This is a genomic window from Olsenella uli (assembly GCF_901212675.1).
Taxonomy (GTDB): Bacteria; Actinomycetota; Coriobacteriia; order Coriobacteriales; family Atopobiaceae; genus Parolsenella; species Parolsenella uli_B.
In genome coordinates, this window is record NZ_CAAKOQ010000038.1 from 37,717 (window position 1) to 63,719 (window position 26,003).

General features: G+C 67.8%; 20 protein-coding genes. 3 read left to right on the forward strand and 17 right to left on the reverse strand.

All coding sequences use genetic code 11. From position 1 onward, the window contains the following. Positions 1-125: 125 nt before the first annotated feature. Both lexA and EFAMC1_RS05690 read left to right on the forward strand, forming a co-directional pair. The gene (lexA, locus tag EFAMC1_RS05685; RefSeq protein WP_154053345.1) at positions 126-779 is read left to right on the forward strand and encodes a transcriptional repressor LexA; all 654 of its coding nucleotides are present in this window, start codon (positions 126-128) and stop codon (positions 777-779) included. Then, positions 779-1,606 (forward strand): heparan-alpha-glucosaminide N-acetyltransferase, encoded by an 828-nt coding sequence (locus EFAMC1_RS05690; RefSeq protein WP_154053346.1) that lies wholly within the window; start codon positions 779-781, stop codon positions 1,604-1,606. Before lexA ends, EFAMC1_RS05690 begins: the two co-directional genes overlap by 1 nt. Before the next feature lie 201 nt (positions 1,607-1,807). Here EFAMC1_RS05690 and hflX read toward each other — a convergent pair whose 3' ends face one another. The 16 genes from hflX to rpsO form a co-directional block, all read right to left on the reverse strand. Next, positions 1,808-3,100, reverse strand: coding sequence for a GTPase HflX (gene hflX / locus EFAMC1_RS05695; protein ID WP_154053347.1), 1,293 nt, complete (start codon positions 3,098-3,100; stop codon positions 1,808-1,810). 3 nt (positions 3,101-3,103) lie between these two features. Then, complete coding sequence (gene miaA / locus EFAMC1_RS05700; RefSeq protein WP_154053348.1) at positions 3,104-4,099, reverse strand: tRNA (adenosine(37)-N6)-dimethylallyltransferase MiaA; 996 nt, start codon at positions 4,097-4,099, stop codon at positions 3,104-3,106. Next, positions 4,096-5,403, reverse strand: coding sequence for a tRNA (N6-isopentenyl adenosine(37)-C2)-methylthiotransferase MiaB (miaB, locus tag EFAMC1_RS05705; RefSeq protein ID WP_410054784.1), 1,308 nt, complete (start codon positions 5,401-5,403; stop codon positions 4,096-4,098). Before miaB ends, miaA begins: the two co-directional genes overlap by 4 nt. Positions 5,404-5,462: 59 nt before the next feature. Next, entirely contained in the window at positions 5,463-5,780 is a 318-nt protein-coding gene (locus EFAMC1_RS05710) for a stage V sporulation protein S (RefSeq protein WP_154053350.1), read from the reverse strand. A 125-nt stretch (positions 5,781-5,905) separates the two neighbouring features. After that, the gene (locus EFAMC1_RS05715) at positions 5,906-7,012 is read right to left on the reverse strand and encodes an ATP-binding protein (RefSeq protein WP_154053351.1); all 1,107 of its coding nucleotides are present in this window, start codon (positions 7,010-7,012) and stop codon (positions 5,906-5,908) included. 3 nt (positions 7,013-7,015) lie between these two features. Next, the gene (rny, locus tag EFAMC1_RS05720) at positions 7,016-8,572 is read right to left on the reverse strand and encodes a ribonuclease Y (RefSeq protein WP_154053352.1); all 1,557 of its coding nucleotides are present in this window, start codon (positions 8,570-8,572) and stop codon (positions 7,016-7,018) included. Between the two features lie 270 nt (positions 8,573-8,842). Then, positions 8,843-9,574 carry a regulatory protein RecX gene (locus EFAMC1_RS05725; protein WP_154053353.1) on the reverse strand — a complete coding sequence of 244 codons (732 nt, stop codon included), beginning with the start codon at positions 9,572-9,574 and terminating at the stop codon, positions 8,843-8,845. Continuing rightward, positions 9,564-10,679 (reverse strand): recombinase RecA, encoded by a 1,116-nt coding sequence (gene recA, locus EFAMC1_RS05730; protein WP_154053354.1) that lies wholly within the window; start codon positions 10,677-10,679, stop codon positions 9,564-9,566. Before recA ends, EFAMC1_RS05725 begins: the two co-directional genes overlap by 11 nt. A gap of 457 nt (positions 10,680-11,136) precedes the next feature. Continuing rightward, positions 11,137-12,354, reverse strand: coding sequence for a CDP-diacylglycerol--glycerol-3-phosphate 3-phosphatidyltransferase (gene pgsA, locus EFAMC1_RS11375; protein WP_154053355.1), 1,218 nt, complete (start codon positions 12,352-12,354; stop codon positions 11,137-11,139). Next, positions 12,355-13,740 carry a 30S ribosomal protein S12 methylthiotransferase RimO gene (gene rimO / locus EFAMC1_RS05745; RefSeq protein WP_154053356.1) on the reverse strand — a complete coding sequence of 462 codons (1,386 nt, stop codon included), beginning with the start codon at positions 13,738-13,740 and terminating at the stop codon, positions 12,355-12,357. Between the two features lie 149 nt (positions 13,741-13,889). Then, positions 13,890-14,387, reverse strand: a complete 498-nt coding sequence (locus EFAMC1_RS05750; protein WP_154053357.1) for a YajQ family cyclic di-GMP-binding protein — start codon at positions 14,385-14,387, stop codon at positions 13,890-13,892. Between the two features lie 21 nt (positions 14,388-14,408). Next, positions 14,409-15,878 (reverse strand): helix-turn-helix domain-containing protein, encoded by a 1,470-nt coding sequence (locus EFAMC1_RS05755; RefSeq protein WP_154053358.1) that lies wholly within the window; start codon positions 15,876-15,878, stop codon positions 14,409-14,411. 6 nt (positions 15,879-15,884) lie between these two features. Beyond that, positions 15,885-18,614 (reverse strand): FtsK/SpoIIIE family DNA translocase, encoded by a 2,730-nt coding sequence (locus EFAMC1_RS05760; RefSeq protein ID WP_154053359.1) that lies wholly within the window; start codon positions 18,612-18,614, stop codon positions 15,885-15,887. Positions 18,615-18,620: 6 nt separating this feature from the next. Further along, positions 18,621-20,279, reverse strand: a complete 1,659-nt coding sequence (locus EFAMC1_RS05765; RefSeq protein ID WP_154053360.1) for a ribonuclease J — start codon at positions 20,277-20,279, stop codon at positions 18,621-18,623. Positions 20,280-20,914: 635 nt separating this feature from the next. Further along, positions 20,915-23,182, reverse strand: coding sequence for a polyribonucleotide nucleotidyltransferase (locus tag EFAMC1_RS05770; RefSeq protein WP_154053361.1), 2,268 nt, complete (start codon positions 23,180-23,182; stop codon positions 20,915-20,917). A 194-nt stretch (positions 23,183-23,376) separates the two neighbouring features. Beyond that, a complete protein-coding gene (gene rpsO / locus EFAMC1_RS05775; protein WP_154053362.1) occupies positions 23,377-23,655 on the reverse strand; it encodes a 30S ribosomal protein S15 in 279 nt (92 codons plus the stop codon). A gap of 319 nt (positions 23,656-23,974) precedes the next feature. On the opposite strand from rpsO, the gene EFAMC1_RS05780 reads away from it, so the two are divergent. Then, on the forward strand, positions 23,975-24,754 hold the full coding sequence (locus EFAMC1_RS05780; RefSeq protein ID WP_187324578.1) for an SDR family NAD(P)-dependent oxidoreductase: 780 nt from the start codon (positions 23,975-23,977) through the stop codon (positions 24,752-24,754). A gap of 100 nt (positions 24,755-24,854) precedes the next feature. Here the strand turns inward: EFAMC1_RS05780 and EFAMC1_RS05785 are convergent, their stop codons facing one another. Continuing rightward, entirely contained in the window at positions 24,855-25,880 is a 1,026-nt protein-coding gene (locus EFAMC1_RS05785) for a putative manganese transporter (RefSeq protein WP_154053364.1), read from the reverse strand. Positions 25,881-26,003: the final 123 nt, after the last annotated feature.

A 26,003-nucleotide genomic window follows, 5' to 3' on the forward strand; every position in this document is an offset into this window, starting at 1 on the left:
ACGTCTGTTCCCTTTCTGATATCAAGTATCCACGCACACATGTTCGTGTCAAGCAAAAATAAGAACAAATGTTTGAACTCTCCTACGAACGCGTGTATGATGTCCTCAACGTAGAAGGAGGAGCCATGACCAGGACCAAGATTTCCAAGCGCCAGCAGCAGGCCTATGACTTCATCTGCAGCTTCACGGCGGCTCACGGGTACCCGCCGTCGGTACGTGAGATTGGCGGGGCAATCGGCCTCTCCTCGCCGTCCACCGTGCACTCCCACCTTCACAAGCTTGAGGACGCCGGCTATATCCGCAGGGATCCCAACAAGCCGAGGACCATCGAGATCTGCGGGCCGGGCAGCGAGAAGCTCCAGCAGAGCGTCAGCCTCGCCCGCGTGGAGCAGGACGTCAGCGCGAACACGGTCACGCTCCCGCTTGTCGGACGCGTTGCTGCCGGCATCCCCATCCTCGCCGAGCAGAACGTCGAGGAGAACCTCACCCTCCCCACCGACATCGTGGGGGACTCGAGCTCCTTCGTGCTGCGCGTCCGTGGAGAGTCGATGATCAACGCCGGCATCCTTGACGGCGACTACATCGTCGTAAAGGAGCAGAGCGACGCCCACAACGGCCAGATCGTCGTGGCCCTCATCGACGACTCGGCCACGGTGAAGACCTTCTACCGCGAGCGGGGCCGCGTGCGGCTCCAGCCGGAGAACGACACCATGGAGCCCATATACGCAGACAACCCGACCATCCTCGGGTGCGTGACGGGCCTCTTTAGGACGATGTGATGGAAGCTGGTGGCACGGACGCAACCGGCCGGCCGAGGGGCTCCGAATCGGCCCGGCCGGCCGGGAGGCGACGCATCCACGGCTATGACGTCATCCGGGGCTTCTCGGTGGTCTCCATGGTGGGCTTTCATCTCTGCTACGACCTTGCCTTCATCGAGGATGTGTCCCTGCCATGGTTCAGGCCACCGTACCAAGATGTCTGGCGAGCCTCCATCTCCTGGACGTTTCTGCTGGTCGCTGGCATGATGTGCAGCCACTCCAGAAGCAACCTGAGGAGGGCGGCACGCTACCTGGGCGTTGCCGCCGCCATCTATGTTGTCACCCTCGTGGCTGCCGTCGACACGCCCATCAGCTACGGCATCATCTACTGCATGGGCGTGAGCACCCTCGTGGCATGGCTCTTAGGGGCATTGCTTGATAAGGTCGGTGCTTCCCAAAGGGGCGCACGAACAATTACGGTCTGCACTGTGACCCTCGTCGTAGCCTTCCTCCTCTGTCTGGAGGTGCCCCAGGGCCGCTTTGGCCTAGGACAATTTGGGGGACCATCGGTTGCCGTTCCCCTCGGCCCCTACAGAAGCGGCCTGTTGAGCTGGTTGGGTTTCCCGGGTCCCACGTTTGCCTCGGGAGACTATTATCCACCACTCCCCTACACGCTGCTCTACCTTGCGGGGGTATGCATCGGCCGGCTCGTGGCACTCAGAGGCGAGCCCATGTGGCTCGAGCGCCTGAGTTGCAGGCCTCTGGAATGGGTGGGCAGGCACGCCCTTCCCGTCTACGTCCTACACCAGCCGGTGTTGCTGGCCATAACGATGCCAGTGACGGGCTAGGTAAGAGCTTGGCAAGAACTGGCTGAGAGCCGTGTTGAAGTAGAAGCAAGGTTTGGGGTCTCGGCAAACCCAGCTAAGAGAAGCGATGGAGTGAGAGCTGGTTTTGACTTGACGAGGACCGGCTGTCTGCGTGATGGAAGGGGGCCTACGTTAGGTTAAAAGCCTCGTGAGGACTACCAGAGGGCAGCGGCGGTGATTGCGTCAGGACTCGGTAACGTAGGGAGCCAACGTGGCCGCCATGCGCTCGGATGCCTTGCAGGTGACGAGAAGGCCACCGTCTTCGTACTGTTCTCGGATGACCTGGCAACGCTCGTGGACCATCTTCACAAGCATGCCCTTCTCGTAGGGAATGCGAGCCGTAAGGGTCACGTCGCCGACACTTGCCTCGTTCGCGATACGATGGAGGAGCCCGGCCAGACCAGAGCCCGTCGCAGCTGAGACGAAGACGGCCCGAGGCTCGCTCCCGCGCAGCTCGGAGAGCTCGTCCGGAGCCAGGAGGTCGCACTTGTTGAAGACGAGGACGCGTCTGATGCCCGAGGCGCCGATCTGGGAGAGGATTCCCTCGACAGCCTCGGCCTTCTTGCGCCAGTTCTCGTCACCGGCATCAACGACCTCGAGGACAAGGTCGGCCGCGCGCACCTCGGCGAGTGTCGACTTGAAGCTCTCGACGAGGTTCGTGGGGAGCTTCTGGATGAACCCGACCGTGTCCGTCAGGGTGATCTTTCGGCCCTCGGCGAGGTCGATGGAGCGGGTGGTGGGGTCAAGCGTGGCGAAGAGCTCGTCCTTGGCGTACACGCCGGAGTTGGTGAGGGCGTTGAGCAGCGTCGACTTACCGGCGTTGGTGTAGCCGGCAAGGGCAACGCGCCACACGCCTGAGTCCCAGCGGGCCTTGCTCTGGGTGATACGCCTCGTCTCGAGTCGCTCAAGCTCGTGCTTGAGCTGGGAGATGCGGTCCCTCACGATGCGGCGGTCCACCTCGAGCTGGCTCTCGCCCTGGCCGAATCGGCTGCCGATGCCGCCCCTCGTCTGCTCGCCCATGAGGTGACTCCACATGCCGCGAAGGCGAGGAAGAAGGTACTGAAGCTGGGCGAGCTGAACCTGAAGACGCCCCTCGCGCGTGGTGGCGTGACGGCCGAAGATGTCGAGGATGAGTGCCGTGCGGTCGATGACCTTGACCGGGTCGCCAAAGGCCTTCTCGAGGTTGGCCTGCTGGGAGGGCGTAAGCTCGTCGTCGAACACGACTATGTCGATGTCCATGCGCCTGACGATGCCCACGAGCTCCTCGACCTTGCCCGAGCCCACGAAGGTCTTAGGAACGGGCGCATCGAGGCGCTGAGTCTCGCGGGCGACCACGACGGCGTCGGCCGTGTTGACGAGGCGCGCGAGCTCGTCGAGAGAGTCCTTGAGCAGCCAGTCGCCCTTGCCGGTGTCGACGCCGACGATGAGTGCGCGCTCGGGGACGGGCGCGGTTGAGATGTGCTTGAAGCGACCCAAGACCTACTCTTTCCTCTTGGGATACGGAATTGTGGCGTGAAGATTCGACTGGAAAGACACTGCCTGGCCTTGAGCGTCCTCCACGATGAGGTCGACAGCCTCCTCCGGGCTCATGCGGTCAAGATCCACCCAACGGGTGCGGCCGTCCCTTCGAAGCCACGAGAGCTGACGCTTCGCATAGCGCCTCGTACGCCGCTTGATGAGCTCGACGGCCTCGTCCTTGTCGACCCTTCCCTCGAGAAGGTCGATGACCTCCTTGTATCCGATGGCCTGGCCAGCCGTGAGCGAGGTGCTCAGCCCCCCGTCCACAAGGTGCCACACCTCGTCGACGAGCCCCGCGACCATCATCTGGTCGACACGCGCATCGATGCGGGCGTAGAGTCGCTCGCGATCCATCGTGAGACCCCAGATGCGTGCGTCATAGTGGGGAACACGCCTGCGCAGGCCCTCGTGCTTCTCGGCATAGGAGACGCCCTCGTCAAGCATCTCGAGCGCCCGCACGACACGACGCACGTTGTTGGGGTGAATCTCCGCGGCGCTACGGGCATCGCGGTTGCGGAGGAGCTCCCAGAGGGCCATGGCCCCCTGCTCGGAAGCCATGCGCTCGTAGGCGTCGCGCGCTCCCCCATGCGTCACGCCCGAGGGAAAGTCCATCTCGTCGATAACCGAGTCGAGATAGAGGCCCGTGCCCCCGCAGAGCACCGGCACGAGCCCGCGTCCCACGCGCCCATCGACGAGCTCGCGGGCCATCTCCTGGAACCTCGCCACCGAGAAGTCCTCGCCCACATCGGCCACGTCGACCATCTGGAGCGGCACGCGCCGCTCGGAGACTGGCGTCTTGGCCGTGCCGATGTCCATGCCCCGGTAGACCTGCATCGCGTCGACGGATATGACGTCCGTCCCCAGCCTCAGGGCGACTTGCTCGGAAAGCGAACTCTTGCCCGAGGCCGTGGGCCCCACGATGCAGACGACTGGGCCTGGAAGCGAGGGGTCGCTCATCGCGCGTCGCCGACCAAAGGGCCCCTGAGGTACCAGGTCCTGGCCTCGTCAACGCGGACGTCCACGAGCTTGCCAACGAGACCCTCGGCAGAGGCGCCCTCCGGAAGCGGAAAGTGCACCGTCTTGTTCTTGCGGCTGTGCCCGACGAGGATGTCGTCGTCCCTCTTTGACGGACCCTCGACGAGGACCTCGACCGTGCGACCGAGCTCCTCCTGGTTGGCGTCGTGGGCAAGTGTGGCCACAAGCTCGGCGAGCCGGTCGAAGCGCTCCTGGATCACCTCGCGCGGAGTCGGGTCGTCGACCTTCGCGGCCGGCGTTCCGGAGCGCTTGGAGTAGATGAACGTGAACGCCGACGAGAAGCCCACCTCGCGCACGAGCGACAGCGTGTCCTCGAAGTCCTCCTCGGTCTCGCCGGGAAAGCCCACGATGATGTCGGTCGAGAGTGCGATGCCGGGCATGGCGTGCTTGATGCGGCTCGCAAGCGAGAGGAAGTCCTCGCGGGTGTAGCGGCGGTTCATGGCCTTGAGCACGCGCGTGGAGCCGCTCTGCACGGCCAGGTGCAGCTGCGGCATGACGGCCTCGGTCTCGGCCATCGCCGCGATGGTCTCGTCGGAGAGGTCCTTGGGATGCGAGCTCGTGAATCGGATGCGCTCGATGCCCGTCTCCCCCACCGCGCGCAGGAGCTCGGCGAAGCGCGGGTGCCCGTAGACGTTGCGCCCGTAGGAGTTGACATTCTGGCCGAGCAGGCACACCTCGCGCACGCCGTCGGCGCGCAGGCGGTCGACCTCGGCCACGACGTCCTCGAGGCGACGGCTGCGCTCGCGCCCGCGCACGTAGGGCACGATGCAGTAGCTGCAGAAGTTGTTGCAGCCCGTCATGATGGGCACCCAGGCGTGCCAGGCGTCCTCGCGACGGCTCGGCAGGTCGGTCGAGAAGCCGGGATCGTCCTCGGAGACGTCGGCCACGACCTCCTTCGAGCCACCCTCGAGCGCGTCGGCGATAAGCTCGGGCAGGCTCGCGAGCGCGCGCGTGCCGAACACGACGTCGACGTTCCTCATGTGCTCGCGGATGCGCGCGCCGTCACGCTGGGCGATGCAGCCGCCCACGCACACGATGCGCCTGCCGCTTGGGGGCTCGGGGGCGCTCACCATGGCCGAGACCTGGCCATAGAGGTGCGTGTCAGCCTTCTCGCGCACGCAGCAGGTCATGAAGACGACGATGTCGGCCTCGTCGGGGGAGGCGACCTCGATGCAGCCGCACAACCCCAGGAGCCCCGAGACGCGCTCGGAGTCGTGGAGGTTCATCTGGCAGCCGAAGGTCTTGACGTGGTACGTAAGTCCGGAGAGCGATGCGGGCGTGCGCACTATGCGACCACCTTCCCGGCCGACTGCTCGAGGCTCGTGGCGTCGGAGGGCGTGAGACGGTGCACGTAGACGGAGATGCGGATGGCCGTGCGGCTCTGACCGTCGATGTCGATGTCGGAGAAGGTGGGCGCACACGAGATGTCGATGCCCGCGGGGATGAGGAAGCCTCGGGCGATGGCCACGGCCTTGATGGCCTGGTTGACGGCCCCGGCGCCGACGGCCTGGATGTTCACGGGCACGCCGTCCTTGACCATGCCCGCGATGGCGCCTGCCACCGATGCGGGCGAAGACTTGCTCGAGACCTTCAGGTAGTCCATGGGTAATGCTCTCCTCGTGTGAAATGCCATGAATCAACTGCGTGTTCTGTGTGATGGTAGCGCTTGGTCGTGCGTTGTCCAGCCAGTACCCCGGGAAGAGCGAGGCCCGGCCCCGAGATGGTGGGTCAATCCCCCTTCTCGAGGTCGAAGGTGACGGTGACCCGATCGTGCGAGACGCTCACCCGAGGCTCCGCGGAGAGGCTCACATAGTAGCGCTCGGCGATGAAGTCGAAGGCTCGCTCCATGATGCGCGAGAACTCCTCGGTGTCATCCTCCGCGAGCTTGAGACCGCGGCAGTCGCGCATGAGGTCGACCTCACGTCTGCCGGGCGCGCCCGCGTGGTGCGTGAGGCGCGCGGCAACCGGGCGTAGGGGCTTTATCTGCGAGGCGAGGATGCGGTGGGCCGTCCGCTCGGAGATGTCGAGGCCGAGCGAGGACGCGATATGGGCGAGCTCGTGGGCGTCGCCGGCAACCGCGGGCCTCAGGATGACGGGGACCTCGTCGAGACTGTCGACGAACAGGAGCCTCGACGAGGTCGGCTCCGCCTGGGCAAGGGCGCGCGCCGTGGCCAGGACCTCGGCGGCCGACCCGAGGAAGACCTCGCAGCCCGAGCGCTCCTCGAGGGCGAACTCGCAGCAGGTGCGGATGATGTTGTGCGGACCCCTCAGCTGATGCTCTCCGTCGTCGCCCCTGCCGATGGTGGGCCAGGTGCTCTGGTCCTTGCGTTCCTGGAGGCGCGAGGCGTCGGCGTCAATACGGATGGAGGAGCCGAGATCCGGGCCGGAGGCGAGCACGCGGGCGGAGCGCGTGTTCTCCTTGATGGAGAAGAGGGCCATGCCGCGGCCGTGGACGCCCCAGCGGTCCATGTGAACCGTGTCGAGCTTGGAGGTGACGCGCGCGTCGAAGATGCGCTCACGCATCGAGTCGGGGACGCCGCAGCCGTCGTCGAGCATGACGAGGGTGCGGGCGTCGCCCTCGCGGCTCGTGGCCACGAGGATGCGATGCGCCCCGGCATCACGCGAGTTGCGGAGCATCTCGATCACGACGTCCTCGATGCAGCGGATGTCATGCTTGGCCTGACGGCGCTCGGCCTCGCCCACGCGCAGGCGGACGAAGCCATCGCCGAGCGTCTCCTCGACCCTGACGGCGGTCTCGCCGGAGACCTTGGCCACGAAGTCGACGAGCGAGATGCCGGGGTCTCCCTGGCCCCTCGTGGGAGTCTCCCCCGCCATGGGCTACTTGGCCACGTCGACGGCACGGGACTCGCGGATGACCACGACGCGCACCTGGCCGGGGTACTCCATCTCGTCCTCGATCTGCTTGGCGATGTCGTGGGCGAGCACCGTGGCCTCGGCGTCCGAGATCTTCTCGGGCTGCACCATGACGTGCAGCTCGCGGCCGGCCTGCATGGCATAGGTGCGCTCGACGCCCTCGTGCGCGTTGGAGATCTCCTCGAGCTTCTGGAGGCGCTTGATGTAGGTCTCCGCGCTCTCGCGTCGCGCGCCCGGGCGAGCCGCCGAGATGGCGTCCGCGGCCATGACGAGCTGGTCGAGGATGGTGTTGGGCTCGATGTCGGCGTGGTGCGCCTCGATGGCGTGCACGATCTCGGGGCGCTCGCCGTAGCGACGGGCAAGGTCGGCGCCGATGACGGCGTGCGGGCCCTCGACCTCGTGGTCGATGGCCTTGCCGATGTCGTGGAGCAGGCCGGCGCGCTTGGCGGGCGCCGGGTCGAGTCCGAGCTCGGAGGCCATGATGCCGCAGAGCTCGGCCACCTGGCGCGAGTGCTGGAGCACGTTCTGGCCGAAGGAGGTGCGATAGCGAAGAGCTCCGAGGGTCTTGATGATCTCGGGGTGCAGGTCGTGGATGCCGGTGTCGAAGGCGGCTTGCTCGCCGGCCTCCTGGACGCGCTGCCTCACGAGCGTCTCGGCCTTCTTGTACATCTCCTCGATGCGCGCCGGGTGGATGCGGCCGTCGGCGATGAGGTTCTCGAGGGCCACGCGAGCGGTCTCACGACGAACGGGCTCGAAGCTCGAGAGCAGGACGGTCTCGGGAGTGTCATCGATGACGAGCGAGACGCCCGAGATCTGCTCGAAGGTGCGGATGTTTCGACCCTCGCGGCCGATGATGCGGCCCTTGAGGTCGTCGGAGGGGATGTGCACGCTGGTGACGGTGACCTCGCCGGCCTGGTCTGCGGCACAGCGCTGGATGGCCGTGGTCACGATCTCGCGGGCGGTCTTGTCGGCCTGGGCTCGGGTGCGCTGCTCGCTCTCGCGGAGAATCTGGGCCTCCTCGCGCACGGTGTCCTTGCGCACGCGGTCGAGGAGCTCCTTGTGGGCGTCCTCGGTGGAAAGGGCGGCGATGCGCTCGAGCTCGCTCGTCTGCTGCTTGCAGAGGCCCTCGAGGTCGTTCGCGCGACGGTCGAGCTGGCCGGCCTGGCTGGAGAGCTGGTGCTCGCGGCGGTCGAGCGCGTCGTTCCTGCGGTCGAGCGACTCCTCGCGCTGCATGATGCGTCTCTCGAGCGAGTGGAGCTCGCTCTTGCGCTGCTTCTCGTCGGCCTCGGAAGCCTGGCGGAGCTTGAGGATCTCCTCCTTTGCGGCAAGGACCGCCTCCTTCTTGGCGGTCTCGGCCTGGCGCTGGGCATCGGTCTTGAGCTGCTCGGCGGCGTTGCGGGCCTCGCTGACCTGGCGGTCGGCCTCCTGCACCCGTGCCGAGTTCTTGTTGTTGCTGACGTAGTAGGCGATGGCGGCGCCCATGAGGAGGCCCACCAACGCGGCGATGATGCCGATTACCATTCCGACTCCTAGGATCACTCGTTTTCTGGCTGGTTCAGGAAACCGCCCCATAAGGACGGAGCCCACCATCCGAGTGGCTCCCGGCGTCTATGCAGATTGCGAAACGCAGATGCAACGGACAAAAAAGGACGTCTGCCGTGCGGGCACAGCGGACGAGAGATACCCAAATGGTTGTTCTATCTTACGGATAGACATACCGACAGTCAACGCGCACGAGGCAACGGGGCAAAACAGCTACGCAAGCGGCACCACATTCGCCGCGGGCGGCGCCTACCAGCCACCCGCCTCGCTCTCGGACTCCTCGGCAAGGCGTGCAGAGACGGCGTCCTTCGCGACCGAGAGCGAGTAGCCCCGCGAGACGAGGAAGCGCACGAGCTTGGGATAGGCGTTCTTCTCGGGCACGCGCTTGCGCTCGAGCGCCTCGCGCGCACGGGCGGAGACGTCGTCCCCCGCACCCACGAACTCCTCCGGCCAGCCGGGAACGTCCGCGGGCTCGACTCCCTTGCGAGAGAGCTCGCGCTCGATGCGGACGGGACCCCAGCCAGCGGAGACCTTGGCACGGACAAAGGACTCGGCAAAGCGGGCATCGCTGATGACGCGGAGCCGCTGGGCCCGCTCGACCACGCGGGCGGCGCACTCGGCGGAGTAGCCGTCACGCCGGAGCCGCTCGATGGCCTCCGTCGAGGAGTACTCGCGACGGGAGACCATGTCGACCACCCGGGCCCAGGCGCAGGCGTCCGCCGTCTCGCGGATGCGATAGAGCAGCTCCGCACGGCTCTCGGGCTCGGGAACGTCCGAGCCATGCAGGGCACGGGCAACGGCGACCGGAACGCAGACCGGCTCCGAACCCTCCGGCGTGACCTTGGCAAGGGGCTTTCGAGCCCCGATGGCCGCCGCCGCACGCGCGGGCAGCGCGATCTCGTAGGAGAAGCCGGTGGTCGCCTCGTGGCACCATGGCTCGCGGGCGACCCTACGCCCGCGAGGTCGCGTGCTACTCGGCATCGTCCGCCGGGGTCGTGGCGTCGTCGGTCAGGTCGTCGTCGGTGTCGGCGTCCTCGTCGTCGAGCGCCGAGGGGAGCCCCACTACCGCACGTACCTTCTGCTCGATCTCGTCACGGAGGTCAGGCGTGGAGCGCAGGAACTCCTTGGCGGCCTCGCGGCCCTGACCCAGGCGCTCGCCCTCGTAGGTGTACCAGGCGCCTGCCTTGTCGATGACGCCCTCGTTGACGCCGAGGTCAAGGATGGAGCCCTCCTTGGAGATGCCCGTCCCGTACATGATGTCGAACTCGGCCGTCTTGAAGGGAGGGGCCACCTTGTTCTTGACGACCTTGACGCGCACGCGGTTGCCGATGACCTCGCCGTTCTGCTTGATGGAGTCGATACGTCGAATGTCCATGCGAACGGAGGCGAAGAACTTGAGTGCGCGACCGCCCGGCGTGGTCTCGGGGTTGCCGAACATGACGCCGATCTTCTCGCGCAGCTGGTTGATGAAGATGCACGTGGTATTCGACTTGGAGAGCGAGCCCGCGAGCTTGCGCAGCGCCTGGCTCATGAGGCGGGCCTGCAGGCCCACCGTGGTGTCGCCGATCTCTCCCTCGATCTCGGCGCGCGGGACGAGCGCGGCCACCGAGTCGATGACCACGACGTCGATGGCACCGGAGCGCACAAGCATGTCGCAGATCTCGAGGGCCTGCTCGCCGGTGTCGGGCTGTGAGATGAGCACCTCGTCGATGTCGACGCCGATACGGGCGGCATAGCCCGGGTCGAGCGCGTGCTCGGCGTCGATGAAGGCGACGACGCCGCCCATGGCCTGCGCCTCGGCGAGAATCTCGAGCGAGAGCGTGGTCTTGCCCGAGGACTCGGGGCCGTAGATCTCGACGATGCGGCCGCGCGGCACACCGCCGATGCCGAGGGCCTCGTCAAGCACGACCGAGCCGGTGGGGATGGCCTCGACGTGCAGGTCCGGGCCCTCCTCGCCGTACTTCATGATCGAGCCGGTGCCGAACTTCTTCTCGATCTCCTTGGTGGTGAGCTCGATCATCTTCTCGCGCTCCTCGCCCGTGGTGGGAGCGTGGACCTCGCGCGCGTTTCCGCTGGACTTTGCCATGACCTTCCTTCCGTCGTCTTGAGACATCGTACGCGAACGTTCGTTCGCAGTCAATCGGACAGGACAAGAATATCGGCGCGAGCGCCGTAGATTCCCGACAGGGACCCGACAGGACCTGACAGGCTCCCGACACACGAGGCAGACGTCGTAACGGAAGCCTGGAGGCTGACGAGGTTTTCCATAGGCGGCTGGGATTCGTCCGCAGACGGCGCATTCGGGCCAAGACCGACTCCAAAGTCCAGAAAGAGCACATAAAACGGCACCTGGTTGTTCTGCATAACACGGCGACCCAGCACGACCACCTGCCGCGGGGTTACTGCTGAAGACCAAGAGCCACGGCGGACCACGCACTCGCACGAGGCCACATTGCAACAGGCTTGAGACTCCAAGACTCCAGCGCCCCACCACAACCAGAAACGGCGCCGAGGCTCCCCTGCCCCGGCGCCGTCAAGCGAAACTACTCGTGAAGCGCATGCCCCGAGCACGTGCGCTCGAGCAGCTCGAGCGCGTGCACCACGGCACGCAGGCGTACCTCGGCGCGGCCGCCCGGGAAGACCTCGCTCTCCGTGTGCGTCTTGACGCCGTCGGAGACGCCAAACCAGACGAGGCCCACGGGCTTGTCCGGCTCGGCGCCGCCAGGGCCGGCGATGCCGGTGACGCTCACCGACACGTCGCAGCCGAGCGCCGGGCGGGCACCCTCGGCCATCTGAGCCGCGCACTCGGGCGAGACGGGCCCCACCGAGCCGAGCACGTCCTCGGAGACCCCGAGCACGTGGTGCTTCACGGAGACCGCGTAGCTGCCCACCGCACCCATCACCACGTCGGACGAGCCAGGCACCGCCGTGAGCGCGCCCTCGACGAGCCCGCCCGTGCATGACTCGGCCGCGCCCACGGTGAGCCCGCGCTCGCGAGCGCCCTCGAGCACGCGCGCGGCGACCCTCACGCAATCGTCCCACGTGGGCGCGGCCGCGAGGGCACCCTCGGACGCCACGCCGGGCAGCGTCTCGACCGCGCCCGCGATGCTGCCGAACATCGCGGTGGTGCCGTGTTCGGGCGAACCCTCATAGTCCTCGTCGGCAAAGAGCACCTCGCGGGACTTCCAGAAGTAGTCGAAACCGCTCCAGACCGTGAGCACCACGGCCACCGCGAGCAGCGCATGGCCCGCGAGCTGGATGGCCACGGCAGCAGAACCGAACGGCAGCGCCACGGAGAGCAGCAGCGCCACGATCGAGACCATCGTCGTGGCCGTCTTCCACTTGCCGAGGCTGCTCGCCGCCACCACGGTGCCGCTCGTGGCCACGACCATGCGCAGGCCGCTCACGAGGAACTCGCGCGCGATCACGACGATGGGCACCACCGGGCTCACGAGGTCCCAGGCAAGCAGCACGAGCAGCGCCGCCACCACGAGCAGCTTGTCGGCGATGGGGTCGAGGAACTTGCCGAAGGTCGTGACCTCGCCGCGGCTTCGCGCGAGGTAGCCGTCGAGCTTGTCGGTGGCAGAGAGCAGCGCGAAGAGCACCGCCACGCCAACGCCGGCCTCGACGGAGCCGCCCGTGACCACGACTGGGCCCACCCAGAGTGCGAGGGCCACCCACACGGGAACGAGCACCACGCGTACGCAGGTCACCACGTTCGCCGGCGTCCAGATGCCATGACCCCTCTTGCCAGCGGCCATCTAGGCCACCTCCCCCTCCTCGTCACCACGGACGATCTCGCCCTCGAGCTCGTAGCAGAACGCCTCCGTGAGCCGCACGCGCACGACCTCGCCCACGGCGGCCTCCCCCTCCGGGATGTGCACGGCTCCGTCGCAGTCGGGCGCCTGGAACCACGCGTGCCCGATGAGCTCGGGTGCCTCGCCGTCGGTGTCGAGCCCGTCGACGATCACGTCCACGACCTCGCCCACGTGGCTGGCCGTGGCGGAGAAGCCCAGCTCCTCGGCCACGTCGTGGAGCCGCTGCGTGCGCTCGAGCTTGACGTCCTCGGGAACCTGGTCGCTCATGCGTGCGCCGGCCGTGCCCTCCTCGCGTGAGTAGGTGAAGACGCTCGTGTAGTCGAACTCCTCGCGGTCGACGAAGGCGAGGAGCTCCTCGAACTCTTCGTCGGTCTCGCCCGGGAAGCCCACGAGGCCCGTGGTCCTGAGCACCATGCCCGGGATCTCGCGGCGCAGGCGCGAGAACAGCGCCGAGAACTCCTCGGCGGAGCCCGTGCGGTTCATGCTCCTGAGCACGCGCGCGTCGCAGTGCTGGATGGGGATGTCGATGTAGGGAAGCACCTCGGGAACGTCGCGGATCGCGGCGACGAGCTCGTCGGTCATGCCCTCGGGCTGCAGGTAGAGCACGCGCAGCCACGCGCCGTAGGGGCGCACCACCTCGCCCAGGCGCGCGAGGAGGCTCGCGAGGGTGTCACCCTCCCCCAGGTCCTCTCCCCAGATGCCCGTGTCCTGGCCGATGAGGACGAACTCGCGCACGCCCTCCCTGGCAAGCGCCGAGACCTCGCGCTCGATCTCGCGGTAGGGGCGCGAAGCGTAGCGGCCACGGATGTAGGGGATGGCGCAGAAGCTGCAGAAGCGGTCGCACCCGTCGGAGATCTTGACGTAGGCGCTCGCCCCCTGGACAGTGCGAAGGGGGCTTGCGAGCGGTCCCGCCGCAGCGCCGGAGGCCGAGGGCAAGACGGACTCGCGGCCGAGCACGCCGTCCATGACCGAGACGATGCCGTCCTCCTCGTCGGTGCGCACGAAGCTCGCGACCTCGGGGAGCGCGGAGGGGAGGTCAGCCCCGTAGCGCGACGGCACGCAGCCACACATCACGATGGGCAGCTCGCGCACGCCCTCGCGGGCGGCCTCGGCCAGCTCGAGCGTGCGCTCGACGCTCTCGGACGTGGCACTCGCGAGAAACGAGCACGTGTTCACGATGACGGCGTCGGCCTCGTCCGTGTCGTCGGCCTCGCCGTAGCCGGCGCGCAAAAGGAGGCTGCGCATGCGGTCGGTGTCGACCTCGTTCTTGGCGCAGCCAAGCGTGACGAACAGGACTTGGGGGGCTTCTGCCTCAGATGCGTGGGTCATGGGTGGAGCGGCTCCTTTGCGAGTCTTGGGTGGTTGCCAGGTCCGCCAGGGAGGCGGACAGGCGCGCGGACGGGACGGGACGTGCCGGCGCCAGAACGGCCCCGCTGGCCCGAGGGACCGGCGGGGCCGTCCGTCCGCGCGTGCGGGGCCTAGCGGTAGTTGGTGAACTGGAGCGGGATGCCGTAGTCGGCCGCGCGCAGGTGTGAGATGACCTCCTGGAGGGCGTCCTTGGAGGCGCTCGTCACACGCAGCTTGTCGTCGTCGATGGTGGCCTTGACCTTGAGCTTGAGGTCGCGGATGTCCTTGGAGATGCGCTTGGCGCACTCCTTGTCGATGCCCTGGACCACGTGCCCCACCACGCGGACGGACCCGCCGCTCGCGGCCTGGGGGGCGTCCCAGGAGAGGCTCTTGAGGTCGACGCCGCGCTTCACGAGCCGGCCGTTCAGCACGTCGATGACCTGCCTGGCCACGAAGTCGGCGGGGGCCACCACGCTGATGGTGGCGTCAGCCTTGGAGAGCTCGATCGTGGCCCTGGACGACTTGAGGTCGTAGCGCTGCGTGAGCTCGCGGGCGGTCTGCTGGAAGGCGTTGTCGACCTCCTGCATGTCGACTGTGGAGACGACGTCGAAGCTCGAGTCCTTAGCCATGTGTGTCCCTTCCGCCCCCAGCTACTGGCCGGAGGAGCTCTTGGTCGTGGTGGTCGCGGCCTCCGTGGTCGAGGCGGTGGTGGCCGCCGTGGGGTCGGTGCCCTGGATGGTGATGCTCGCCACGCCGCCGGTCTTGCCGGAGAGCCGCTGGCGCTCGCCGTTCTTGTCAACCGTGACGACGCTCGGGTCGCCGACGCGAATCGAGATGGACTTCGTGACCGTGTAGTCCTGCGACCAGGCGCCCGTCACCGTGGAGGCGATCTGCGACTGGCCGTCTTTGACGATCTCGACCCAGGTGGAGGCGCCGTCGGCCACGCTCACGGTGACCTTGGTCTCCTGTGCCGCGGCCTGGGCAGAGGCAGCGGCCTGGCGCGCGGCAGCCTCGGAGAGCACTGCCTGCACAGTCTCGCTTGCCGTGGTGGCGGACGTGGTGGCCGAGGTGGTCACGGCCGTGACCACGTTGGTGACGGCGGGCTCGGACTTGCTCGAAGCGCACGAGCGCACCGAGAACACGATCACGAAGACGAGCACGACCGCGAGCACGAGGCCGATGACGAGCATAAGGCGCCCGGAGTCGGAGAGCAGCGCGTCGAGGATGCCGGCGGCGCCGCGCCTGGGCTCGGGACGGCGGTTGCGCGAGCGCGGGTCGCGGCCCGCGGGTGGCTGCTGGCGGCGCCGGACGCGCGGGCGCTCGGGGGCCGCGATCTGGCGCGTGGCCTCGCGGCCGGCGCGCGTCGACGAGGGGCGGTAGGGCCTCGCGACGTCGTCGTAGCGCATGTCGTCGCGGTACTGCCCGGTTCCCACGCGGCGCGTCGTGATGTCGTCGCGGTCGCGGGCAGAGCCGCCGGCGCCCGAGCGATACGTCGAGCGGGACGGGGCGCCGTAGGCGTCCTCCGCGCTCCTCGCGCGACGCACGCGATCTACCTGCTGGCGACGCCCGCGCTCGTTCTCGGATACGGGCACGCGCGTGGTGTAGCGGCGCTCCCTGCCCCCGCGCGCCTCGCCGTCGGCCGCGGCGCCAGTGGGACGCCCGGCGTAGTCAGGGTTGGCGATGCGCGAGGCACCCGTCTCGTAGGGGCCGATGCGGTAGTCCGACGAGCCCGTCGAGCCGCCGTAGCGGCCGGACAGGGGAGACGGCGTGGGCCCGCTCGCGCGGGCGAGGCTCGCCGCAGACACCGGTCCCCTGTGGCCGGGCTCGTCGTCGAGGCGCGCGAGGCCCCTCGGCTCGTGGCCCGTCACGCCGCTCACGTAGTCGGCGTGCTCGCGCTCGTAGAGCTCGGTGAGCTCGCGCGAGTCGAGGCCAAGGTAGCGGGCATAGCTTGCCACCATGCCCTGGGCATAGCCCAGGGGCGGCAGGTGCTCGAAGTCGCCCTCCTCGAAGGCCTCGAGCACGCTCTCGCGCATGCGCAGGACCTTTGCGGCCTGCGGGATGGAGAGCCGGAGCTGCTTGCGGCGGCTCGACAGAATCTCTGCGAATCTCGTTCGTGGCATCCCTGGCTACACCTCCCTGTAGGCTTCCTCCGCCTGGCGGAGCTCCTCGAGACCGTCGGTGTCGAGCAGGACCTCTCGCGGCTTGGAGCCGTCGGGGGGACCCACCACACCCTTTTGCTCGAGCATGTCCATGATTCGACCTGCCCTAGCGTACCCCACCTTGAGCCGGCGCTGGAGGCCGGAGGTGGAACCCAACTGAGAGTCCACGACCACCTGGGCCGCCTCCCAGACGAGCGGGTCGTCCTCCTCCGCGGGGTCAGCGCCCGCCCCCGCGCCGGGCTGACCGGGCACGACGGCCGAGAGGATCTCGGCGTGGTACTCGGGCTCGCGCTGGTCGCGGATGAAGCCTACCACGCTCTCGATCTCCGCGTCGCTGGCATAGGCGCCCAGCACGCGGCGAAGCACCCCGCCGGCCTTCCTGAACAGCATGTCCCCCCTGCCCATGAGGCGCTCGGCCCCGGTCTGGTCGAGGATGACGCGGCTGTCGATGGAGCTCGAGACCTTAAGGGCCACGCGCGTGTCGACGTTGGACTTGATGAGGCCCGTCACGACGTCGGCCGAGGGGCGCTGCGTGGCGAGCACGAGGTGGATGCCGGCCGCACGCGCGAGCTGGGCGATGCGCACGATGGAGGCCTCAACGTCCTTGCCGGCCACCATCATGAGGTCGCTGAGCTCGTCGATGACGATGACGAGGTAGGGCATGGGCTTGGGCGGGTTCTCCTGGTCGTCGAACTTGCCGTCCTCGACCATGCGGTTGTAGACCTTCACGTCGCGCGCGCCCGCCCGCTCGAAGACCTTGAGCCTGCGGTCCATCTCGGTGACCGCCCACTGAAGTGCGCTCGCCGCCTGGCGAGGCTCGGTGACCACCGGCACGTAGAGGTGCGGCAAGCCCGCGTAGCAGGAGAACTCCACGCGCTTGGGGTCCACGAGGATGAGTCGGACCTGCTCGGGGGTGGTGCGCATGATGAGCGACATGATGATGGCGTTGATGAGCACCGACTTGCCCGAGCCGGTGGTGCCGGCAACGAGCATGTGCGGCATGCGCGCGAGGTCGGCCACGACGGGCGCGCCCTCGGAGTCTCGGCCGATGGCGAACTCGAGCGGGCCTCCCTGCGCGAAGGGCAGGACGTCGCCCAGGCACACGTTCTGCCTCGTCTTGTTGGGAATCTCGATGCCCACGAGCGAGGTGCCCGGGATGGGCGCGAAGATGCGCACCGACTCCGAGGCGAGCGAGAGCTGGATGTCGTCCTGCAGGTTGGTGATCTTGCTGACGCGCTCGCCCTCGCCCATCTCGATCTTGAAGGTGGTGACGAGCGGGCCGGCCGTCCAGCCGGAGACGCGGCTCGTGAGGCCGAACTCCTCGAGCGTGGACTGCAGGCGCCGGGCCGTGCGCTCGAGCTCGGAGTCAGACGAGGCCGAGCTCGCGGAGTTGGGGTTGCTCTTGAGCAGGGAGAGCGGCGGCAGGACGAAGTCGTCCGAGCCCTCGCCGGGGCGCCTCGTCGTGGCGGGGGCTGCCTGGGCCTTGGAGCGCGAGCCATTGGGCGCGGGGCGGGCGGCGGCAGCTGCGGTGTCCCCCGAGTCCGCGGGTGCCTCCTCGGGCTGGCCAGCCGTGTCCTCCCCTGCCTGGCCGCGCGACCCCGCGGCCGCGAGCAGGAAGTCGGGGATGGCGGCGGTGTCGCCCGAGGTGGAGGGCGCATTGGATACGGGAGTCGCTGCCGCGGCACGGCCGGCACGCACGGGCGAGGCCGCCTCGGGCGCGTCTTCGGCGAGGATGGCAGCCACGTCCGCGGCGACAGGCGCGGCCTCGGGCGCGAGCTCCTGGGCCGGGCGGGCGTCCTTGATGTCGAGCTCGGGGTGGCGCCTCCTCCTGAGGAGCGCCGTCGCAGGCTCGCGCGGCACCGCGGCGCCGGCGTCGCCCGACGCGCGGTCGAGCGGCAGCGTCGCCGTCTTGTGGTCGACCTCATGCACCTGTCTGGGGCCGCGGCGCAGCACGCTCGTCTTGCGGTTGCCGATGAAGCTCGTCTTGGGCTCGATCACCTGGCGCGTGCGAGGCTCCTCCATGGGCTCGGCGGCGTCGTCTCCCTCCTCGTCGTCCCACGGCTCGTCGCCAAGGTAGTCAGTGGGCTCGTCCCCTCGGCGGGTCGCCCCGCGCTCGCGCGCCTCCTGGATGCGCTCGGCGGCAACGCCCATCGATCGCTTGATCTTGAGCGCCAGGTTGGAGATGGAGAAGCCGCACACCACGATGCCCGCGACCGCGAGGCCCACGAGCAGCACCATGCCCACGACCTGCCCCACGAGCGTGAGCAGGAGCCACGCCACACCCGAGCCCACGTAGCCGCCCGACACGATGGCCACGCTGGCGGAGAGCACAGTGTCGGCGCCCAATGTCGCCTCGGGCGCGAGGATCGAGAGCATCGAGAGTGCCGCGAGGACCACGAGTCCCAGGCCCAGCGCCACGCGCGCCACGAGCGGGTTGTCGGTGGGCAGGAACAGCGTGCACGCAAACAGGATGAGTGCGATGGGCACGAGCATGGCGCCCGCGCCAAAGCCGAGTCTGAGTCCCTCGGCCATCGCGTGGGTCACGATGGCCGTGCTCGGCGAGGCAAGCGCCACGATCATGGAGAGCGCCAGCACGATGATGGCGACCCCCACGAGGTCGTTGGCGGTGCCCGCCTGCGCGGACGTCTGGGGACGACGGGCCTGCCGCTTTGCGTTTTGGCTGCGTTTGGCGGGCATCTGGTGCTAAACCTCCATGACGACCGGGATGATCATCGGACGGGTGTGGGTCTTGGACCACAGGAAGTTGGTGAGGGCGTTGCGCACCGCCTTGCGCAGCACGTCGACCGACGGGCTGCCCTGGTTGGTGCGATCGATGGTGGAGCGGCACAGGTCCTCGATGCCGGCGAGCAGCTCGTCGTCGCTCGCGAAGGAGACGCCGCGGCTCGAGACGTCGACGTCGGCCACCTTGTGCGAGCGGCTGCGCAGCGTCACGACGCAGGTCACGATACCGTCCTGGGCAAGCTTCTGGCGGTCGCGCAGGACCACCGGGTCGGTGTCGCCGATGCGCAGGCCGTCGACGTAGATGATGCCGGAGTCGACCGACGGGCCCACCGATACCTTGCCGTCGCGCATCTGGAGCGAGTCGCCATTGTCGACGATGAAGATGTGGTCGCGGGGAATCCCCATGGCCTCGCCGAGCTTTGCGTTGGCGCGCAGGTGAACCGCCTCGCCGTGGACCGGCATGAAGTAGCGCGGGCTCGTCATGCCGAGCATGAGCTTGAGCTCCTCCTGGCGGCCGTGGCCGGAGACGTGGACGGTGGCGTTGTCCTTGTCGTAGATGTCGCAGCCAATCTTGGAGAGCGAATTGATGATGCCCTGGACGCTCTTCTCGTTGCCCGGCACCGGCGTGGCCGAGATGATGACCGTGTCGCCCTCGTGGATGGAGAGGGAGCGGTGCTCGCCATTGGCCATGCGCGAGAGGGCCGAGAGCGGCTCGCCCTGGCTGCCGGTGCAGAGCACGACGATCTTGTCGTCGGGGATGTCCTTGAGCTCGTAGGCATCGAGGATGTCCTCCTCGGCCACCTTGAGGTAGCCGAGCTCGCGCGCAATCTTGGTGTTGGTGACCATCGAGCGGCCCGTCACGACGACCTTGCGGCCCACGGACGTGGCGATGTCGCAGACCTGCTGGATGCGGTGGATCTGACTCGAGAAGCTGGCCACGAAGACTCGGCCGGGCGCGTTCTTGATGATGTGGCGAAGGGACGGGCCAACCGTAGCCTCGCTCGGCGTGAAGCCGGACTTGGTTGCGTTGGTGGAGTCCATGAGCAACAGGTCGATGCCCTGGTGCGCGAACTTGCAGATGGCCTGGTAGTTGGGGCGCACGCCATCGATGGGCGTCTGGTCGAGCTTGAAGTCGCCCGTGTGGAAGACGGTGCCGGCGGGCGTCTTCATGAAGATGGAGAACGCGCCGGGGATGGAGTGCGTCATCGCGAAGAAGTGCACCGAGAAGCAGCCGAGGTTGACGTTGGACCCGTCGGAGACCTCGCGGAACTTGGGGCTCTTGATGTTGTGCTCGGCGAGCTTGCCCTCGATGAGGCCGAGGGTCATCTTGCTCGCGAAGATGGGGACCTTCTTGGTGAGGTCCATGAGCAGGTACGGAAGGGCGCCCGTGTGGTCCTCGTGGCCGTGGGTGATCACGATGCCGCGAAGCTTGTGCTCGTTCTCGAGAACGTAGGTGTAGTCGGGAAGCACGAGGTCGATGCCGGGCTGGTCGTCGTCGGGAAACATGAGACCGGCGTCAACGAGCACCATGTCGTCGCCGCACTCGAAGGCCGTCATGTTCTTGCCGATGCCGTCGAGACCACCCAGGGGGATGATCCTGAGGGTCGGTGTCTTAGCCATGTGTGAATGGTCCTTTCTGTCGTGAGCCGCGCGGGGCGGCACATGATCTGCTGCCGCTCGTGGCGACACTACGTTTGTTTTCTTGCAACCCCCGGGCAGCACCTTCGCTCGCGCGCCCTGGGGCCGGAGTTGGCGGGTCGCGTCGTGTGGAATTCTAACCCGCATCGGCGGGTCGGAGTCTGTCCGAAGGAACGTGGTGCGCAAGTGATGGCTGCCGCAGCACGAGACCTTGGCCTCACGTGCAGAATCGACAGATTTGTATGCCTCGGGAAATGACTCTCTCGGACGGTGTGCATTTCTTTCGGTTCTGAATATTCAGAAACGCAAGAAACGCACACCCAGATCCCGCGAGTCCAAGAAGGTGTACAAATCCGCTCAAAACACACGCAAGGGAGCGAGGTACAAGCGGGGGGGGACGCGCCAAAGAGACAAGCCATGCGGACCGCCGCAGACCTCAGGCGTCCGGAATGCCGGAGCGCGACGCGCAGACGCGAACCAGCGGCATGCGGGGCACCCGCGCGCCCAAGCATGGACCGTCCCGGGGCGCCGGACCCGCCAGACCGCACCGAACCGCCAAGGCAGAGAGAGCCGACGGCTCCCCCTGCCAAGGAAAACGATGCTGTCAGGCGAGGCGTCTAGCCCTCGTGGTGGCGGCGCGGGGCACGGCCGACGTTGCCGTTGTCACCGGGGTGACGACGCGGCTTGCGCTCGCCCTCACGCTCCCCCGCACGCTCGGCGCGGCCCGGACGGTCATCGTGGCCAAAGCCGCGGTGGCCACCCTCGCGTCGAGCCGGCTTGGAACCACCCGGAACCTCGGGCTTGTCGAGGCGGTCGAGGCTGATCTTGCCCTTCTCGTCGACCTCAAGGACCTTGACGCGAACCTCGTCGCCCACGGAGAGCACGTCCTCGACCTTGTCGACGCGACCCTGCGCCACGCGGCTGATGTGCAGCAGGCCGTCCTTGCCGGGAAGCAGCTCCACGAACGCGCCGAACGGCTGGATGCCCACGACGCGACCGGTGTACTCCTCGCCCACCTCGGGCACCTTGACGATAGCCTTGATGCGCGCGGCGGCCTCCTCGCCCGCGCCCGCGGTGCCGGCGATGAAGATCGAGCCGTCCTCCTGGATGTCGACCGTGGCGCCCGTGTCGTCCTGGATGCCGCGGATGACCTTGCCGCCGGCGCCGATGACGTCGCGAATCTTGTCCTGCGGAATCTGGATGGTGATGATCTGCGGCGCGGTGTCCTTGGGCGTCTCGCGCGGCGCCGGGATGGCGTCGAGCATGGCATTGAGGATGAACGCACGGCCCTCGTGCGCCTGGTGCAGGGCGGCGGAGAGGATCTCGGGAGTGAGGCCGGTGGCCTTGTTGTCCATCTGCATGGCGGTGATGCCGCGCTCGGTGCCGGTCACCTTGAAGTCCATGTCGCCAAGGAAGTCCTCGAGGCCCTGGATGTCGGACAGGACGACGGTCTTGCCCTCCTCCTGGATGAGGCCCATGGCGATGCCGGATACGGGGCGCTTGAGCGGCACGCCAGCATCCATGAGCGCGAGCGTGGAGCCGCAGGTGGAGGCCATCGAGCTGGAGCCGTTGGACTCCATGACCTCGGAGACCACGCGGATGGTGTAGGGGAACTCGTCCTCAGACGGGATCACGGGCAGAAGCGCGCGCTCGGCGAGGTTGCCGTGGCCGATCTCGCGGCGCTTGGGGCTGCCCATGCGGCCCGTCTCACCGGTGCAGTACGGCGGGAAGTTGTAGTGGTGGATGTAGCGCTTGCCGTCGACGGGCTCGATGGTGTCGAGGCGCTGCCACTCGTTGAGCATGCCGAGGGTGCAGACGGAGAGCACCTGCGTCTGACCGCGCTGGAAGAGGCCGGAGCCGTGAACGAGCGGCAGGTAGTTGGGCTTGACCATGAGCGGTCTGATCTCGTCGGCACGGCGGCCGTCGACGCGCTCGCCGGTCTCGACCACCATGCAGCGCATGGCGTGCTTCTCGAGGGCCTTGAGCTCGACGGGGATCTCGCGGCTCCACTGGGCCTGCTCCTCGTCGGAAAACTCGGCGGTGATGGCGGCCTTGAGGGCGTCGACCTTGCCCATGCGCGAGAGCTTGTCGGCATCCTTGAGCGCGGCGCTCATCTCGTCGTAGTGGGCGAAGACGCGGCCGTGCACGGCGGCGACGGGCTCGTCATAGACGTACTCGCGCTGCTGGATGGGTCCGTTGACCTCGGCGACCTTGGCGAAGAAGGCCTTCTGCTCCTCGCAGAAGGCGGCGATGGCCTTCTGGCCGAACGCCATGGCGGCGAGCATGTCCTCCTCGCTGATCTCCTCAGCGCTCGCCTCGAGCATCGAGATGAAGTCGGGCGTGCCGGCCAGCTCGAGGTCGAGGTCGGAAGCGTCGCGCTCCTCGTAGGTTGGGTTCACGAGGAACTCGCCGGTCTCGGGATTGCGGCCGATGCGAACGCACGCGAGCGGGCCCTCGAAGGGCACGCCGCCCACGGTGAGCGCGGAGCTGGCGCCCATGACGCACATGACGTCGAGCGGGTTGACCTGGTCGGCGACGAGCGAGGTGGCCACGACCTGGACCTCGTTGCGGAAGCCGGCCGGGAAGCTCGGGCGCAGCGGACGGTCGATCATGCGGGCCGTGAGCGTGGCCTTCTCGGAGGGACGCGCCTCGCGCTTGAGGTAGCCGCCGGGGATGCGGCCCACGGCGTACATCTTCTCGATGAAGTCGACCGTGAGCGGGAAGAAGTCGTAGTCCTTGCGCTCCTTGGATACCACGACGGTCACGAGCACCGTGGAGTCGCCCTGCTTGACGAGGACGGCGCCGGTGGCCTGCTTGGCCAGCTCACCGGTCTCCAGGGTGTAGTGCTTGCCGTAGAGGTCGAACTCGTGGGTAACCTTTGCCATTTCTTTTCCCTTATCTCCGCCTGCCACATCGCAGACGGGCCGTCGTGCGGGCCCCGGGAGGGACCGTGCGCCCTGAGGCGTCCCTCCCGCTCGGTCTGGCGCTATCGCAATCGCGCGTCGCGCAGGCCCGCCGCGCCCAGACCCTGTGGGCACCTGCTATGAAAAGGGGCGCCGCAGCGCCCCGTAGGTCCTACTTACTGGATGTTGTCGCGGATGCCGAGCTTCGCGATGAGCTCACGGTAGTCGTTGATGTCGTTCTTCTTGATGTAGCCGAGAAGACGACGACGCTGGCCGACGAGCATCAGCAGGCCGCGACGGGTGTGGAAGTCCTTCTTGTGGGACTTCATGTGCTCGGTGAGCTCTCGGATGCGCTCGGTGAGGAGGGCGACCTGGACGGCGGCGGAACCGGAGTCCTTCTCGTTCTTGCCGTAGGTCTTGATGAGCTCGGCCTTGCGCTCCTTGGTGACTGCCATGTCTTTCACCTTTCTGTCTGCGCCGGACGTGCCGGACGCCTCTGATTCACCCCAGACTGGGTAGGTCGTCGGTGAGTCGACGAACCAAGTGCGGGGCACCAACAGGTCGGTATGGTATCACAGGCATGAGCGCACGTGGGCGAGGGGCTTGGCAGCAGGCCCTCTCCCCCGTTTGCGCACATGGGGTTGGGTACATACGGCTCATACGTGATGGTACGGGATGACCCGAACGCGCGCCGGAGACGGGTTCCGGCGCAAGGGCGCGGGTCGAGACGTGGGCGGCGGCACGGCGGAGCGTCGCGACGGAAAGGGGACGGCCATGACCGCAAGCGGACGCTGGGCATTGGTGACGGGCGCGACGGGAGGCCTTGGCGAGGAGTTCTGCCGGCAGCTCGCGCGGGACGGGTGGTCACTCGTGCTGCACGGGCGAGACGCCGACCGCCTCATGGCGCTCGCCGGCGAGCTGGGTCGGCTGGGGGCCGGCGTGCGCACGGTGACAGCCGACCTCGCGGCCGCTAACGGGGAGGACGAGCTCGTGGGCAAGGTCGACGCGCTCGGCATCGAGCCGGAGCTTCTCGTGAACAACGCCGGCTTTGGCTACGCCGCGGCGTTTGCCGAGAGCGACGCCGCGCGCCAGCGCGCGCTCGTGCAGGTGAACATCCAGGCCCTGACCGGCCTCGCGCTCGCCTACTCCGCGCGCATGGCCGCCCGGGGCAGTGGCGCCATCGTGAACGTCGCCTCGGTCGCGGGCGTCATGCCAGGTCCCTACATGGCCACTTACTATGCGACGAAGGCCTACGTGCTGTCGCTCTCCGAGGCGATGCACGAGGAGCTGGCGGAGCGCGGGGTCGAGGTGCTCGCCGTGTGCCCGGGACCGGTGCGCACCGGGTTCTGGAGCGTGGCCGGCACCAACACGCAGGGCCGGGACGCCTTCATGCTGAGTGCCGAGGAGGTCGTTCGCATCGCGCTCGTGGCGCTTGCGCGCGGGAGGGCGGTCTGCGCGCCAGGGCTCGTCTCCAAGGCCTGCTACGCGTTTGGCCGCTCCATGCCCGGCATCGTGAGCCGCAAGGTCTGCGCTCTCTTCAACAGGGCAAAGTAGCTGGGCTGATAGGAGCAGAGGCGCGTCCTTGCCCTGGCGTTAGTCGCCTTGTGCGTACATCACCTGGGTGACAACCGACCGGGGCAAGCGTCGTCTCGCGCTAGAGGCCGAGGGCGAGGATAGCGAGCCCGCTGACAATGCCCACCGCGAGCAGGATGGCAAGGACGCAGACGTTCTCGCGCACGTTTCGGTTGGTGCGGAAGAGCACGAGGAAGCCGGCCCCGCCCGCCACAAGCGTGCCCGCCATCATGGGCCCCAGGCCAAGCGCGCCATCGAGGTAGAGCTGCGTGATGACGATGCTCGCGGCGCAGTTGGGGATGAGGCCCATGAGCGCGCTCACGAACGTGGCCACGACGGCGTTGCTGCCCAGGATGGACGCGATGGCCTCCTCGCCCAGGGTGTCGAGGAGCACCGACAGCACGAGCGAGATCACGAAGATGAAGACCGTCACCTGCACGGTATGGGAGACGGCACCGCGAACGACCGAGCCGAGCATGCCGCTCGTGCCGTGCGCGTGTTCGTGGCCGGCATGGTCGTGCGCGTGGGCGTGCCCATTCCCATGGTCGTACGCATCACGGGGCTCGCGTGCGTGCTCGACGTCCTCATCATCCTCGCAGTGGCAGTGATCGCGCTCGCAGAGCTCGTGGATGTGGCCAACGCCAGCGCCCGCCTCAGAAAGACCACCCACGAGCGAGTCGGCACCATGTGCGTGGCTCTTGTGGGCGACGAGGCGCAGGATGGCATCTGCCACGAGGCCCACGACGATGCCGATGGTGGCCTTCGCCGCGAGGATGCGGCCGACGAGGCCCAGGTCGACCCGCTCGGCCACGAGCAGGGGCAGCATCTCGTCGGACGTGGAGAGGAAGACCGCGAGCAGCGTGCCGAGCGTCACGACGCGGCCGGCGAAGAGGGTCGCCCCCATCGCGGAGAAGCCGCACTGCGGAAGGACGCCGAGGATGCCGCCCCCGATGGGTCCGGCCGAGCCCGCCTTGCGCACGGTGGCGGCCACGCGGGCACCGGCCGCATGCTCAAGGCTCTCGAGCACAAGGTACGTGACAAACAGGAACGGAACAAGGACGAGGGTGTCCTTGGTCGCGTCGGCAAGAATCTCAGGGAAGAGGTCCATGGAAGAGAACTCCTTGTGCTGGACAGGTCTTTACGGCCCCGTCACTTTAGCGGCCACGACGCCTGAACGACTGCTCATGCGCTCTCCCGTCCCAGCTGTCACATTTCCTTCCGGATGATTTGT

Bases quoted from the DNA above. Each gene is read 5' to 3' on its own strand.
- lexA (WP_154053345.1), top strand. From the start codon at position 126: ATGACCAGGACCAAGATTTCCAAGCGCCAGCAGCAGGCCTATGACTTC.
- EFAMC1_RS05690 (WP_154053346.1), top strand. From the start codon at position 779: ATGGAAGCTGGTGGCACGGACGCAACCGGCCGGCCGAGGGGCTCCGAA.
- miaA (WP_154053348.1), bottom strand. From the start codon at position 4,099: ATGAGCGACCCCTCGCTTCCAGGCCCAGTCGTCTGCATCGTGGGGCCC.
- miaB (WP_410054784.1), bottom strand. From the start codon at position 5,403: ATGAACCTCCACGACTCCGAGCGCGTCTCGGGGCTCCTGGGGTTGTGC.
- EFAMC1_RS05710 (WP_154053350.1), bottom strand. From the start codon at position 5,780: ATGGACTACCTGAAGGTCTCGAGCAAGTCTTCGCCCGCATCGGTGGCA.
- EFAMC1_RS05715 (WP_154053351.1), bottom strand. From the start codon at position 7,012: ATGGCGGGGGAGACTCCCACGAGGGGCCAGGGAGACCCCGGCATCTCG.
- rny (WP_154053352.1), bottom strand. From the start codon at position 8,572: ATGGTAATCGGCATCATCGCCGCGTTGGTGGGCCTCCTCATGGGCGCC.
- EFAMC1_RS05725 (WP_154053353.1), bottom strand. From the start codon at position 9,574: ATGCCGAGTAGCACGCGACCTCGCGGGCGTAGGGTCGCCCGCGAGCCA.
- recA (WP_154053354.1), bottom strand. From the start codon at position 10,679: ATGGCAAAGTCCAGCGGAAACGCGCGCGAGGTCCACGCTCCCACCACG.
- pgsA (WP_154053355.1), bottom strand. From the start codon at position 12,354: ATGGCCGCTGGCAAGAGGGGTCATGGCATCTGGACGCCGGCGAACGTG.
- rimO (WP_154053356.1), bottom strand. From the start codon at position 13,740: ATGACCCACGCATCTGAGGCAGAAGCCCCCCAAGTCCTGTTCGTCACG.
- EFAMC1_RS05750 (WP_154053357.1), bottom strand. From the start codon at position 14,387: ATGGCTAAGGACTCGAGCTTCGACGTCGTCTCCACAGTCGACATGCAG.
- EFAMC1_RS05755 (WP_154053358.1), bottom strand. From the start codon at position 15,878: ATGCCACGAACGAGATTCGCAGAGATTCTGTCGAGCCGCCGCAAGCAG.
- EFAMC1_RS05760 (WP_154053359.1), bottom strand. From the start codon at position 18,614: ATGCCCGCCAAACGCAGCCAAAACGCAAAGCGGCAGGCCCGTCGTCCC.
- EFAMC1_RS05765 (WP_154053360.1), bottom strand. From the start codon at position 20,279: ATGGCTAAGACACCGACCCTCAGGATCATCCCCCTGGGTGGTCTCGAC.
- EFAMC1_RS05770 (WP_154053361.1), bottom strand. From the start codon at position 23,182: ATGGCAAAGGTTACCCACGAGTTCGACCTCTACGGCAAGCACTACACC.
- rpsO (WP_154053362.1), bottom strand. From the start codon at position 23,655: ATGGCAGTCACCAAGGAGCGCAAGGCCGAGCTCATCAAGACCTACGGC.
- EFAMC1_RS05780 (WP_187324578.1), top strand. From the start codon at position 23,975: ATGACCGCAAGCGGACGCTGGGCATTGGTGACGGGCGCGACGGGAGGC.
- EFAMC1_RS05785 (WP_154053364.1), bottom strand. From the start codon at position 25,880: ATGGACCTCTTCCCTGAGATTCTTGCCGACGCGACCAAGGACACCCTC.